Genomic DNA, 13,207 nt, shown 5'->3' with positions numbered 1-13,207 from the left:
AGCGCTCCAACAATTTGTCTATTAGTTGAATCATATACTTTCTGTAAAAGTTCCTCCTTAATGTTGTATCTATATCATACCACCTTTTAAGTTCATAGTAAAGTGTAGCTTGAAAAATCTTTGTTTTTTGAAAGGGACTATTATCTGTGGTATAATTAAGTCATCATGGTATGTGTCCATGCGGATTGAAATATAGTTAAGTGTTATAGCACAAAGGCTGGCAGATCTTTCTATCTTACCTTACAAGATAGGAAGGTTTGCCTCTTTTTTTAATCCAAGCTTTTTGTCATCATAATACTCTTCTTGCAGTATTAAGACCTGCCCATCTAAATAATATCGGACAGCTTGTAGGCGACTGTCATATTTTCTCAGATTGACTGTGAAAGGCTGTAAACTCTTGAGAGTTTGTTTGATCTCAACTAAATCCTGGCCTCTTGGATAAGGATTATCTACCAAACGTTCTTCCAAATCAGCGATTATATCCGCTCCGTCACCATATGGAACTAGGATACCAATACTATCATCTTTGATTAAATCCATTTTCTGCCCTGCCGTCTTGAATGACTGTCTGACTTTACAGTTCGGACTTCCTTTGAAGCTACTTAAGCTGAGGTAGTCATAGACAGATTCATTGGTAGATAGTGGATAATCAAATTGCTTTGTATTGTCGGCATAGTAACGTTCAAAAAATAGGCGATTTAAGGCTGCTGCATCAATAGGTGACCTTTCTTTTATCAAAATATTCTCAGTCGCCTCCTTCTTATGCTTAATTTCTTTAAGATAGGTGAGGCTTTCTTCTTCCTTGGATATATTTATCAATATTACCTGACCTACATCACGTTTTCCTTCACGGTTACAACGGCCAGCTGCTTGGACAATTGAATCTAGTCCTGCATAAGATCGAACTACTCGCTCAAAATCAACATCCACTCCTGCTTCAATCAGCTGTGTACTGATACAAATTAGGGGGACATCTTCTTTCAACTGCTCTTTGATTTCTTGGATAACATCGAGACGGTGTTGAGCACACATATTGGTCGAGAGATGATAAAGTGGTCTGTCTGTTTGAAATTCTAATAGGCTATACAGTTTTTCTGCTGCTGGTTTGGTATTGAGAATGACAAGCGTGGAAGTATCTTCTTCCAAGATAAAACTGGCTAAGTCAGACAATCGGGAAACTGCATTGCTTTCATCGAACTTGCGGAGTTCTGTCCTCTTAAAGACCGCTTGCTCTTCAGCGGTTAAGGTGACAATATCTGCCTGCTCTGCTATTTCCCCTCCATATAAAAGTCGGTGGCTTATGGAAACCGAATCATAGGCAGGTTGAGTAGCTGTACAGAGGACAACCGTAGCCCCCATGACACGACTCAAAAAATTCATGGTCAGATTAAAAAGTGTAGTGACCTCAATGGGAAGGGATTGGACTTCATCTAAAATCAAGATGCTGTTTGCTAAGCTGGAGAAACGTCTGATATTGGCTGACTTGGTCTTAAAGAGGGTTTGAAAGAACTGAACCATGGTGGTCAAAACCACCGGGCTATCCCAGGTATCAATCAAGTAATCTGTCATTAGACTATTGACTGTTTCCTCTCCATACTCTTCATTCTGTGGTGTGGCATCTTGTTGTTCTCTGACTAGATTAGAATGGTGCTCCAAAACACCTTCTGTGCCAATAATCTCCTGAATCGCTGCTGCATTTTGTTCTAAAACAGACAAAAAAGGCGTCATGTAAAAGAAACGTTTTTTACCTTTCTGTGTCAGTTGATGAACTGCGTAACGGAGGGACAGGTTGGTTTTACCTGCACCCGTCGGAAGATTAAGACGATAAATACCTGCAGAATCCGTAGTACCACGTTGTTTAACCCGCTCTCCCAAGACCGTTCGAATACGGTTTAACTCTGTAGTGGGATTTCCAAATCCTGCATAAATTTCTTCTACTGATTGAAAATACTTCTGAATAAGTTCACTATTTTCCTCAGTATTTTTTGGCTCGATAACAAGGTCATAGGCATTAATCGTATCCAAAATATCTGCATTCTTCAAATAAGACAGGTAGAGTCGGACAAAACAAGAGCTATAAAAAGCCGATTCACTATCATCATTGATGCATAACTTTGCCCAAGCGGTTTGAAAATTTTCAAATGATTTCATCACTAAATCATCTACATTTTGATATCCAAAGCTAGGTAGTTGTTCTTCCAATAACTTAGCATAGGCCTTTATATCTTCTTCATAATGATAGCCTTCTCGTGGCTGGCCAATCCGATAAAATAACTTACTATACCGATATCTACCTGCTCCTTCCATATCTTCAGGTAGAGGGACGTCATAAACACCGTGGTGAGCTGATATAATATAGGCTATTATTTCACGAAAAAGCTGTGCATCGTTTGGGTTTCTCTCCGAGCGTTGGAAGACTTGTACAATCTCTTGAAATAGGTAACGTGCTCCCGCATACGAATGATCTACGTGTAGACTTGGCTCCTCTTTCAGTTTTTTCTGAAAAAGTCTTTCCGCCTTTCCAAGGTCGTGATAAAGTCCTAGTAAGAACAAAATATCCCCTTGGTCAATCGTTTCTGCAAGCGATTTCGCCCCCATCGCAACGTTGAACAGGTGGTCCTCTAGATATTGAAATCGACTTTCTTTTTCTCTCTTTTCAATATGCGCTAAATTCATTCTCATGCCTCCTGTTTTATAGTATTATTTTACCATTTTCTGATATGTATAGAAAGCGTTTACTGATTTTTTAGCCTCTATTTTTTCATCGGTTTTAAAACAAAGTGCTATAATAGTACTATTACTAAACTACAGAAAGACCATTTCTATGATCACCAAAGAATTCGATACAATAACAGCCATTTCAACTCCTCTCGGTGAGGGGGCTATCGGGATTGTCCGCCTGTCTGGGACGGATGCATTTGCTATTGCCAGAAAGGTTTTCAAGGGAAAGGACTTAGCAACAGTTCCTAGCCACAGCCTCAACTACGGCCACATTATTGACCCTGCGACAGGGCAAGTGCTTGACGAGGTCATGCTGGGTGTCATGCGTTCCCCACGCACCTTCACCCGCGAAGATGTCATCGAGATTAACACCCACGGAGGCATCGCCGTTACCAACGAAATCCTCCAACTCCTGATTCGCCAAGGGGCTCGAATGGCTGAACCGGGCGAATTTACCAAGCGTGCCTTCCTCAACGGCCGTGTGGATTTGACCCAGGCCGAGGCCGTCATGGATGTTATCCGTGCCAAGACAGACAAGGCCATGCACAATGCCGTCCGCCAGCTTGACGGATCCCTCTCCCAGCTCATCAACAACACCCGTCAGGAGATTCTCAACACACTGGCACAGGTTGAGGTCAACATCGACTACCCTGAGTACGACGACGTCGAGGAGGCGACGACAGAGCTGGTCCGCGAGAAAACCCTCCAGTTCCAAGCCCTTTTGGAAAATCTCCTCCGTACTGCCCGCCGTGGAAAAATCCTGCGTGAAGGCATCGCAACCGCTATTATCGGTCGTCCAAATGTGGGAAAATCCAGCCTGCTCAATAACCTCCTCCGCGAAGAAAAAGCCATCGTTACAGACATCGCAGGAACAACCCGCGACGTTATCGAAGAATACGTCAACATCAAAGGTGTCCCCCTCAAGCTGATTGATACCGCAGGTATCCGTGAAACAGATGACATCGTTGAAAAAATCGGTGTGGAACGGTCTAAAAAAGCCCTTGAGGAGGCCGACCTCATCCTGCTAGTCCTCAACGCATCCGAGCCACTGACCGAACAAGACCGCAATCTCCTAGCCATTTCCGATTTGGCCAACCGCATCGTCCTGCTCAACAAGACCGACCTGGAAGAGAAGATTGAAGCAGACCAACTGCCCGAGGATGTCATTCGCATTTCCGTCTTGAAAAACCAGAATATCGACCAAATCGAAGAAAAAATCAACCAACTTTTCTTTGAAAATGCTGGTCTGGTCGAGCAAGATGCCACCTATCTCTCCAATTCTCGCCACATTTCCCTGATTGAGCAAGCCGTCCAAAGCCTGCAAGCCGTCAACGACGGACTGGAAATGGGCATGCCAGTAGACTTGTTACAGGTTGACCTGACACGCTGTTGGCAGATTTTAGGAGAAATCACAGGTGATGCTGCTCCAGATGAACTCATCACCCAACTCTTTAGCCAATTCTGTCTTGGAAAATAAGAAGAGGCTAAGCAAGTCTTAAAAATAGAAAATAGCTTAGAATTACGTCGTAAGAAACCGTGATTCTAAGCTATTTTTAATGATTCAAATTGTGATTGAAGACGAAAGGTTCAGTTTTTTCACACTTTTTGTATATTAACAGATTAAAACTTGTCCTTCTCTAAAAAATAAACTATACTATGAATAGAATGGAGGCTTACCCTATGAAAAAAATGATAATCGCTTTACTTGCCGCTTTTTGCCTTATTTTTTCCTTTATCGCTTGGAAATTGGAAACCTATCAGCACGCCAAAGTAGAACTCGATTCAAATGCTGACTTCTATCTCGTTTATCCAGGTAAAATCGAAGCCTTTCAATTATCTAATGACCAACCAAAGCTCATTCACACTCAAAAAATGAATTCGGACAACTATTTCGGCTCTGGAAAAAACCACATTCTAGACAATCAATCTTTAGTTTTTGCCAATGACCAGCAGAAATTTACCAATGACAATTTGGTTTCTATTGATTTCAAAACAGGAGAAATTCTTCGTAAGCCAAGCAAATACGCTACCTACATCAGCGGAGCTGATGGACAACATTTTTATACAGCAGGTCCTTTCCATGCCTTATCACAGTTCGATAATACGTTCAAATTAAAAAATCAATTAAAACTAGATGATGATTTTTTCCCACTTCCATATGTCTATGCAGATGATACATTCATTTATTTAAACGGCAATCAAATGACCACTGGTCAATCAGATTCTCAAAAAAATGTTCTCTATATCATCGATAAAACAAGCTTTACAAGATCAGATATAGTCGAATATGACAAAAATCTAGTAACTCATGAAGGACTCCTTGCAAAGGATACACTCTATCTTCCAATCACTAGTCACCATGCTTTAGATTACAAGGATATTGAGACTTCCTATGATATTTTGACCTTCAATACAAAGACACGTACATTTTCCTCCATAACCTTATCACAGCCTACACCAGGAAGCATCCAACCACTCAAGGAAGATAACCTATTATTCATTGAGCACGAAAGCGATTGGCTATCTGCAATCTCTTTCACCATTTATAATACCCAAACAGGTCAAGAGAGCTACCATCGTCTAGACGAGCTTAATCCTCGTCCTTATTATATTGACCATGTCCGTCAACTAGACGGTAATAGATTATTATTGATTCTGGCTGGTAAGGCACTCATCTATGACTGGCAAGCAAAAAAAGTTTTAAGTCAAACCATTCTATCTGAGGATTATGTCAGCGGGGTGTGGGTAAATGACTGATAAACAAAAACGAATCTCAATCAAAGATTGTAAAAGTCCCAAGATTACTCTTTCTTGGGACTTTCGCATATTCTATCGAAGTTGCATAGCACAATCAATGTACTTACAAATCCTTGGAACCACTATCTAATCGAAGTAAACGCCATTCCCAAAGCAGAACCAAAATAATATTTCCACCTTTCTTGCTCTAAATAGCGCTTAAACATCTTTAATTTATCCGATTGAATCCTATTCAAAGCTAGTTCTTCCGATACACATGGATATATTTTATAGGAAAGATAGCTAATCTTACTACCTTTTTCACACAACTCCATTGCTTCCAACAACTGGAATTTCAATGCTTTGCTCAACTTTAATTCTGAATCAGATAATAGTTCATTTATTTTTTGTATAAACAACTTACTTTTTTTACTGTTTCTAAACATTTTCATTTTTAAAGTCAATCATGCGATGGAAATGATGGTGTAAACCTACTCAGTCACCCATCTCTTCCAACTGCTTATCATTTTTCTTTGTCCTCTTCCGCTTCTTTTGTTTCTTGGGCAGCCAGTAAACCTGTTGACATGGCACGACCAGTTAGGGTTGCGCTGATTAAATCACGGACATTGAGGCCTAGACCTTCTGTTGTCTTGTCCATGGTCGTCATCAGGTCTCCCACCATTTTTGAGGCATTCCCTTCGCCGTACATGGTAATCTTATCAACATTTCCAAGTGGTGCTGCAATATTCTTGGCGATTTCTGGAAGGACATTGACCACCATTTCAGTCACGGCTGCATCGTTGAACTTGGCCATGGCATCCGCTTTCTTGCTAAGACCTTCTGCCTCGGCTTCGAGTTTCAAACGGATGGCTTCTGCTTCAGCACGTCCTTTGGCCTCAATACCTGCCGCTTCTTGCTCCGCAGCATACTTAGCAGCTTCTGCACGCGCTTTTTGAGCTTCCGCTTCACGCTGCGTTTCGTAGAGTTCTGCTTCTGCCTTGCGTTGACGTTCAATCAAATCTGCTTCTGCAGCTTGTTGGCGAGCGTATTTTTCTGCCTCTGCCTGTTTGCGGATAGTAGCTGAGAGCTCTTGTTCACGGACCTTAACTTCCTCTGCTTTTACTTCTGCTTCTTTTTGTTGCTTGACGATATTGGCTTCAGCGGTTGCACGCTCGATTTCTTTCCGTTGAGCTTGCTCCTCAATGCCATAGGCTGCGTTTGCCTGTGCCAGTTGGACATCTGACTGGCGTTTTAGATTAGCTTGCTCAATAGCTAGTTCATTCTGTTTCTTGGCGATTTCTAAGTCCGCAGCAACACGCGCATCATTAGCCGCCTTATCCTCACGGGCACGGACTTCTGCTTGTTCCCGCTCTGCTTTGGCACGAGCATTTGCAGCATCCTTCTGGATGGTCACAATATTGTCAATACCCAGGTTTTTAATGACATCGTTGTCATCTGTGAAGGATTGAACCGTGAAGGCGATGATTTCCAGCCCCATTTTAGCCAAGTCAGGAGCCGCGTTGGATTGGACTTTTTCTGCAAAAGCCTGGCGGTTATTGACCATGTCACGCAATTCCATCTGGCCAATGATTTCACGCAGATTTCCTTCCAAGACATCTTGAATAGAGGCAGAAATATCTGCAGTTTTCCAGTTAAGGAAGTTTTGAGCTGCCGCATTGAGCAATTCATCAGATACCCCAACCTTTACTTTTACGACCGCATCAGCTTTTACGTTGATAAAATCAAGAGTTGGTACAAAATCTGTGGTCTGCACATCTGTTGAAAACTGCTCAATAGAGATATAGGAGCGTTTTTCAATAAAAGGAATCATAAAACCAGAACGACCAATTAAGGTCCGAGGTTTGCCCAAACCGGTAATGACAATCGCTTCGTTAGGCTTAGCAGACACATAACCACATACAAACAATAAAACAAATAGTACAACAACAATAATTGGTATCATAATCACCAATATATCAAATCCAAAGTCCATATTTATCTCCTTTATTCCTTATCACTCAAATCAACACTTGGTACAGTCGTCGCTGCATCATTTGTTGCCTGGAAGAGCTCTACTTTTTCATATCCGAATAGACCTGCATAGATGGAGGTCGGGAACCGCTTAATTTTTTTATTGTAGGTAGTTGCCACCGCATTATAGTCTTTACGGGCTACCAGTATCCGATTTTCCGTACCTTCAAGCTCTGTAATCAGGTCTGATACCTGTTGGTTGGCTGTCAATTGAGGATAATTCTCAGCCACTACCAACAATCTAGATACTGCAGAATCTAGCTGACTTTGAGCTTGATTATAGTCACTCGTTCCCTGTTGATTGGAACCGATTTTAGCACGCGCTTCTGCAATAGCAGTAAATATTTCTTCCTCGTGTTCCATGGCGCCTTTGACAGCTGCGACTACATTGGGTATCAAGTCATAGCGACGTTGCAACTGTGTGTCTACATTGGCTTGCGCATTTTCAACCTCGGCATAACTGTCAACTAAGCCATTGTATTGCCCAACTGCTCCCATTCCTAAAAACAGCAGAGCTAGGACTGGTATGAGGATGACCAACCATTTCTTTTTCATAAGATTTCCTTTCTAACTACGATTAAACATTCGTAAAAAAGCAAACAACTATCAGAAGCCCTATACGAGCCTTACCATCCAGAAGAGGCTCCGCCACCGCCGCCTCCACCACCTGACCAACTACCTCCGCCAAAACTAGACGATGAGGAATTAGACGAGTGATGATTGTGATAGTGATGATGATCATCAACCAACATCCAGAGTAGATTACCTGGTCCGCCTCCACCACGACTAGATTTGTCAATAATACCAAATAGGATAGCGATCAGAATAACTACGAGAAACAGCCAAAAGCCGTCACCCTCCTCACTTGTACCTTCTTCTATAGCAGCTAACTGATTTTTACCGATGCTTGTACCATAAAATCTATCCCCAATGGAGTTGACGATATAGGAAATTCCTCTACTGTAGTCTTCCTGTCGAAAGAATTCCCTTGCATTCTCTAGAATATCCTTGGCTTCTACATCCGTGATGACTGTGGCAGCATTGTCTGAGGTTTCTATCCGAAATGCTCTGTCAGCTATGGCAACCACTAAAAGAACTCCGTTGTCCGTTCCTGCAAAACCGACCTGCCAGTGACGAAAGGTTTCATTAGCCAAACTTTCAATATCACTGGACAGACTTTCTATTACATAAACACCAACCTGTAAAGCTTGCTCGGTGTTTGCCCAATTTCGATTGAGTTGATCAATTTCTGCAATGGTCTCACTCGAGAGTACCTGCGTCTCATCCACTACCGTTGTACCTGTGGGTCGGTCTGGAATCTGATTTGCTCTAGCTAGTGTGGGTGCAAATAGCAGGCAAACCGTTAGAATAGCGAAACAGCCGATGATAATTTTTTTCCATTTTCTCATCAGAACACCTCCTTCGATGAACAAAGATAAGAAAAATTTATTAGGTATATATATACAATTATATCATATTATCATTTTCCCAACAATATATTTATGTTGTTTTTCAGTAACGGTAGAGTCTGTTCAACAAACCAAGGATGTTTAGCTTGCCAGATATTGTTCCTTGGCGATGGATGAGGCAGGGGAAAATAGGTGGGTAGGTAATCAGCTGCATTCTCCACTCTCTCGGTCACAGTCCTATGGGATTCTCCTAAATAATAGTCCTGGGCATACTTACCAATCAACAAGGTCAGCTCAATCTGGGGTAGTTGCTTCATAATGAGTGGGTGCCATTTGGGCGCAAAATCCTTGCGAGGCGGCAAATCTCCAGACTTCCCCTTTCCTGGATAATAGAAATCCATAGGAAGAATGGCAAAATGGCCAGATTCATAGAAGAATTCCCTATCGACTCCCAACCATTTCCGCAGATTCTCTCCACTAGCATCATCAAAGAGGCGACCTTTTTCTTGTGTTTTTAATCCCGGTGCCTGTCCAATAATGAGGATTTTTGCGGTAGAAGATGCTTGGAAAAGCGGCTTTATCCCATTTTTCGTAAAAGCTTGATTGGATAAATCTTCCATAATCGCCTGACGAACATCAGCAAGTTCCATGATGTCCTACTTTCTTGACCATTGTTACATCTGCTTCTAGGGCATGAAAACCACATTTTTTATAGAAGAAAAAGACTGGCAGAGCGCGTTCGGTTTGCAGGAGAATATGAACAATCTTTATCTCGACCAGCTGCTCCTCAATTCTTTTTAGAAAGTCCTTACCAATTCCTCGTCCTTGGTAGTTGCGAGCAATACAGAGCTCTTCAATACGGTATTCGGTCCCCTCATACCAGTAGCGAATGTGCCCTAGAGAAAGGGCAATGAGGCTACCTTGGTCAAGCAATCCAAAGCAAAGTGCTCTGGGGTGCTCTAGTAAATCACCTATGTAGCAATCTAATTGTTCCTCATCTGACCAATCATCATTCCAAGGCTCCTGACTAAATACAGATAAGAACAACTCTTTGACCATTTCCATATCTGCAAGTGTGAGTTCTTTCAGTTCCATTTTCCCTCCTAAAAAAGACGGGTGAACCCGTCTTGATATGAACCCGTATTCACAAGTAAAGTACTTTGATATAAGAGATAGTTTTTCGCTAATCAAGGCAGTTTTTTGGGGCTGGGCTCAAGCCCAGCGCCACTTCTCAGAGTTTGTATCAACATCTCAGCGCAGTGGTTGATTGGGTTTAACAGTCCAGTGGACTGTTAAAGGTTGGAGATAGGATTTGTGAAGCAAATCTCTGCACTTCGTGTTTTACACTCCAAATCCGACCTCTACGACTGTTGCGAACAAGTTCGCTTCATTTCCAACCTCCAACAGTCACTACTCTGACTGTTGGAGCTGTGCGGGGGTGGGAGTGAAACAGTCTGAGGATAGACTGTTTCAGGTCAACAACTTGAAACGAAAATTTGTTGACGAACTCGTTTTGAGACCAATCGAGTTCTTTCTCACTCCCAAAAAACGAACGATGAGTAGCTGAAAAACTAGCCTTAGATAAAAGTGCTGTACTGTAAATATGGGTTCGTATTATTTGATCAATTCATAAATAGCTTCTGCGTAAATGGCAGCGGCACGGTAGAGTTGCTCAACTTCGATAAATTCGTTGGCTTGGTGCATGGTATTGACATCGCCTGGGAACATAGCTCCGTAGGCAACACCACGTTTGAGCAAGCGTCCGAATGTTCCGCCACCGATCACTTGTTCGTGACCTTTCAAGCCTGTGTGTTTTTCATAAACAGACAAGAGGGTTGCGACCATTGGGTCGTCGATTGGGCAATAATGTGGAGTGTGACCATGCTCAGACAGGCTGACAGCTTCTACGCCAAGTTTTTCCAAACCAGCCTTGATAGCTTCAGGGTTGGTATTTTTTGGATAACGGAAGTTGAGGGCAATGGTGTTGTCAGATGAAGTTTCATCAAACTTGAAGACACCTGCGTTCATTGAAAGAGCTCCCATCTGTTCATCGTAAATGGCTACGCCAAGTTTTTTAGCGTCATGGTCTTCTAGAAGGACTTGTCCTGCCAAGTCAAGATAGACTTTGGCTGCTCCATCAAAGGCAAATTGGCTGAGGAATTTTGCCAAGTAGGTTGCTCCATTGACACCTTCTTCTGGGGTTGAACCGTGGGCTGATTTTCCGATGACGGTGACTTGAACTTGACCGTTTTCAAGGGTTTCCGCGTCAGCTTTTAGGCCGTAAGTAGCTGTGAATTCTGCCAACTTGCTGTCCAGGTCTGCTAGGTCGCCAGAGATGATAGCTGTCGCAGACTCAGGCACCATGTTCTCACGCAAACCGCCTGTGAAGGAATGCAGTTTAGCAGCTCCGCTATTTTCCCCCGCAAAATGAAGATAAGCTGTGATATTGCCCTTTTCGCCATTGATAATCGGGAACTCGGCGTCTGGAGAAAATCCGAAATCTGGCAATGGAAGGCCGACGTGCTCGAAGTAGTAATCCATGTCCGCCCAGCCTGACTCTTCGTCAGTACCAACGATGAAGCGGACTTTTTTAGAGGTCGGAAGACCTAACTCCTTGATGATTTTCAAGCCATAGTAGCAAGCCATGGTCGGTCCTTTGTCGTCAGAGGATCCGCGGGCAAAGAGCTTGCCGTCGATGATTTGCGGCTCGTACGGGTCGGTGTTCCAACCACTTCCTGCTGGCACCACGTCCAAGTGACCGAAGATACCGAGAACTTCTTCGCCCTCGCCAAACTCAAAGTGACCTGCATAGTTGTCAACGTTCTTGGTTGGGTAACCATCACGCTGAGCGATTTCCAGGAACTTGTCCAAGGCACGCACTGGGCCTGGTCCAAATGGATGTTGGGCATCTGCCTGGCTGTCGTCACGCTCAGAATTGATGCGGAGGAGGTCAAAGAGGTCTGCTAGAAACTCATCTTTGCGTTTGTCAAACTCTGCTCTAAAATTTACTGTCATAATTTCTCCTTTTCAGTATCAAAGTAAGTCTATTTTATCACAAAATGAAAGAGATTTCAGAAGTAAAGCGAAGAAAAAAAGTTGGTCTCCCAACTTCTTTCTATTTTTTCCAAGCAGATCGTTCTGCTACAACTGTAAACAAAACATCGGTTGATGAGTTGAGGGCTGTTTCACAAGAGTCCTGAATCACTCCGACCACAAATCCGACTCCAACTACTTGCATGGCTAACTCATTTGGAATGCCAAAAAGACTACATGCTACTGGGAGGAGGAGAAGCGAGCCACCTGCTACCCCAGATGCTCCTGCTGCTGACAGAGATGCAACAACGGATAAAAGAAGAGCTGAGCTGAAATCAACACTGATGCCAAGTGTATGAACAGCTGCCATTGTTAAAATATTAATCGTAATAGCCGCGCCAGACATATTAATTGTGGCACCGAGCGGAATGGATACTGAGTATGTATCTGGATCCACTCCTAAACGTTTGCAGAGCTGCATATTGACAGGAATATTAGCTGCTGAACTTCTTGTAAAAAATGCCGTAACCCCACTAACCCGAAGACATTCAAACACCAGCGGGTAAGGATTTTTCTTCATTACAAGAAAAGCAATCAAGGGATTGACAACAAGCGCGACAAAAAACATGCTTCCAACCAAGAGTAAGAGCAGTAAACCATAGTCTTTTAAAGCTGTCAGACCATTATTTGCGATGGTATCGAAAACCAAGCCCATGATACCAAATGGTGCCAGACCAATAATCCAGCCTACAACTTTAGAAGTTACTTCCGCAGCAGATTGCAATAAATCTTTGGTTGTCTTGCTTGCATGACGAAAGGCCAAGCCAAACACTGCCGCCCATGTCAAAACACCAATATAATTAGCCGTTGCAAGTGCATTGATTGGATTGTCAACGACCTTCAACAAGAGGTCTTGGAATACTTCAGCAATCCCTTGTGGAGGAGTAATGTCCGTAGTCGTTGTAGTAGAAAGAACCAATTTAATAGGGAATAAATAGCTTGCTCCTACAGCAATGAAGGCCGCAGCAAAAGTGCCAAATAGATACAAGCAGATAACTGTCCTCATATTCGATTTTTGACCAGCAGGAGCTTGTGATAAAGCATGCGCAACTAGTGTCAGAACCAAAAGAGGGGCTATAGCCTTCAATGCTCCTACAAATAGACTACCAAATAGAGCAATGACCGTTATTTTTGGAGCGATTAAGCCTAGTAACACTCCCAAAACAACACCGATTCCGATTTTTCGGATTAAATTCATTTTTTTCCATACAGATATT

The 13,207-nt window shown here is 42.8% G+C and carries 11 protein-coding genes; 2 read left to right on the top strand and 9 right to left on the bottom strand.

Going from position 1 to position 13,207, the window contains the following annotated elements; genetic code table 11:
• Positions 1-240: 240 nt before the first annotated feature.
• Entirely contained in the window at positions 241-2,682 is a 2,442-nt protein-coding gene (gene cas3, locus ODU45_RS02495; protein ID WP_211195098.1) for a CRISPR-associated helicase Cas3', read from the bottom strand.
• 142 nt (positions 2,683-2,824) lie between these two features.
• Here cas3 and mnmE point away from each other — a divergent pair, with 142 nt between their 5' ends.
• Both mnmE and ODU45_RS02485 read left to right on the top strand, forming a co-directional pair.
• On the top strand, positions 2,825-4,198 hold the full coding sequence (mnmE, locus tag ODU45_RS02490; protein WP_208561267.1) for a tRNA uridine-5-carboxymethylaminomethyl(34) synthesis GTPase MnmE: 1,374 nt from the start codon (positions 2,825-2,827) through the stop codon (positions 4,196-4,198).
• 203 nt (positions 4,199-4,401) lie between these two features.
• Positions 4,402-5,478 carry a hypothetical protein gene (locus ODU45_RS02485; protein ID WP_208561266.1) on the top strand — a complete coding sequence of 359 codons (1,077 nt, stop codon included), beginning with the start codon at positions 4,402-4,404 and terminating at the stop codon, positions 5,476-5,478.
• A gap of 122 nt (positions 5,479-5,600) precedes the next feature.
• Here ODU45_RS02485 and ODU45_RS02480 read toward each other — a convergent pair whose 3' ends face one another.
• From ODU45_RS02480 to sstT, 8 genes are all read right to left on the bottom strand, one after another.
• On the bottom strand, positions 5,601-5,909 hold the full coding sequence (locus ODU45_RS02480) for a hypothetical protein (protein ID WP_024396077.1): 309 nt from the start codon (positions 5,907-5,909) through the stop codon (positions 5,601-5,603).
• Positions 5,910-5,980: 71 nt separating this feature from the next.
• Positions 5,981-7,450, bottom strand: coding sequence for a flotillin family protein (locus ODU45_RS02475; protein ID WP_044758621.1), 1,470 nt, complete (start codon positions 7,448-7,450; stop codon positions 5,981-5,983).
• Between the two features lie 11 nt (positions 7,451-7,461).
• On the bottom strand, positions 7,462-8,043 hold the full coding sequence (locus ODU45_RS02470) for a LemA family protein (RefSeq protein WP_398580706.1): 582 nt from the start codon (positions 8,041-8,043) through the stop codon (positions 7,462-7,464).
• A 71-nt stretch (positions 8,044-8,114) separates the two neighbouring features.
• Positions 8,115-8,897 (bottom strand): TPM domain-containing protein, encoded by a 783-nt coding sequence (locus ODU45_RS02465; protein ID WP_398580705.1) that lies wholly within the window; start codon positions 8,895-8,897, stop codon positions 8,115-8,117.
• Between the two features lie 71 nt (positions 8,898-8,968).
• On the bottom strand, positions 8,969-9,547 hold the full coding sequence (locus tag ODU45_RS02460) for a uracil-DNA glycosylase family protein (RefSeq protein ID WP_398580704.1): 579 nt from the start codon (positions 9,545-9,547) through the stop codon (positions 8,969-8,971).
• The gene (locus tag ODU45_RS02455) at positions 9,534-9,992 is read right to left on the bottom strand and encodes a GNAT family N-acetyltransferase (RefSeq protein WP_398580703.1); all 459 of its coding nucleotides are present in this window, start codon (positions 9,990-9,992) and stop codon (positions 9,534-9,536) included. The genes ODU45_RS02460 and ODU45_RS02455 overlap by 14 nt, the downstream gene beginning before the upstream one ends.
• A gap of 519 nt (positions 9,993-10,511) precedes the next feature.
• Complete coding sequence (gene pepV, locus ODU45_RS02450) at positions 10,512-11,912, bottom strand: dipeptidase PepV (protein WP_398580702.1); 1,401 nt, start codon at positions 11,910-11,912, stop codon at positions 10,512-10,514.
• A gap of 100 nt (positions 11,913-12,012) precedes the next feature.
• A complete protein-coding gene (sstT, locus tag ODU45_RS02445; RefSeq protein ID WP_398580701.1) occupies positions 12,013-13,188 on the bottom strand; it encodes a serine/threonine transporter SstT in 1,176 nt (391 codons plus the stop codon).
• Positions 13,189-13,207: the final 19 nt, after the last annotated feature.

This window comes from Streptococcus sp. 2022WUSS135 (assembly GCF_044427045.1).
GTDB lineage: Bacteria > Bacillota > Bacilli > Lactobacillales > Streptococcaceae > Streptococcus > Streptococcus hashimotonensis.
The sequence above is the reverse complement of the archived record's forward strand: the minus strand, read 5'-3'. Positions and strand labels throughout refer to the sequence as shown.

Bases quoted from the DNA above. Each gene is read 5' to 3' on its own strand.
- mnmE (WP_208561267.1), top strand. From the start codon at position 2,825: ATGATCACCAAAGAATTCGATACAATAACAGCCATTTCAACTCCTCTC.
- ODU45_RS02470 (WP_398580706.1), bottom strand. From the start codon at position 8,043: ATGAAAAAGAAATGGTTGGTCATCCTCATACCAGTCCTAGCTCTGCTG.
- pepV (WP_398580702.1), bottom strand. From the start codon at position 11,912: ATGACAGTAAATTTTAGAGCAGAGTTTGACAAACGCAAAGATGAGTTT.
- sstT (WP_398580701.1), bottom strand. From the start codon at position 13,188: ATGAATTTAATCCGAAAAATCGGAATCGGTGTTGTTTTGGGAGTGTTA.
- ODU45_RS02455 (WP_398580703.1), bottom strand. From the start codon at position 9,992: ATGGAACTGAAAGAACTCACACTTGCAGATATGGAAATGGTCAAAGAG.
- ODU45_RS02475 (WP_044758621.1), bottom strand. From the start codon at position 7,450: ATGGACTTTGGATTTGATATATTGGTGATTATGATACCAATTATTGTT.
- ODU45_RS02465 (WP_398580705.1), bottom strand. From the start codon at position 8,897: ATGAGAAAATGGAAAAAAATTATCATCGGCTGTTTCGCTATTCTAACG.
- ODU45_RS02480 (WP_024396077.1), bottom strand. From the start codon at position 5,909: ATGAAAATGTTTAGAAACAGTAAAAAAAGTAAGTTGTTTATACAAAAA.
- cas3 (WP_211195098.1), bottom strand. From the start codon at position 2,682: ATGAGAATGAATTTAGCGCATATTGAAAAGAGAGAAAAAGAAAGTCGA.
- ODU45_RS02460 (WP_398580704.1), bottom strand. From the start codon at position 9,547: ATGGAACTTGCTGATGTTCGTCAGGCGATTATGGAAGATTTATCCAAT.
- ODU45_RS02485 (WP_208561266.1), top strand. From the start codon at position 4,402: ATGAAAAAAATGATAATCGCTTTACTTGCCGCTTTTTGCCTTATTTTT.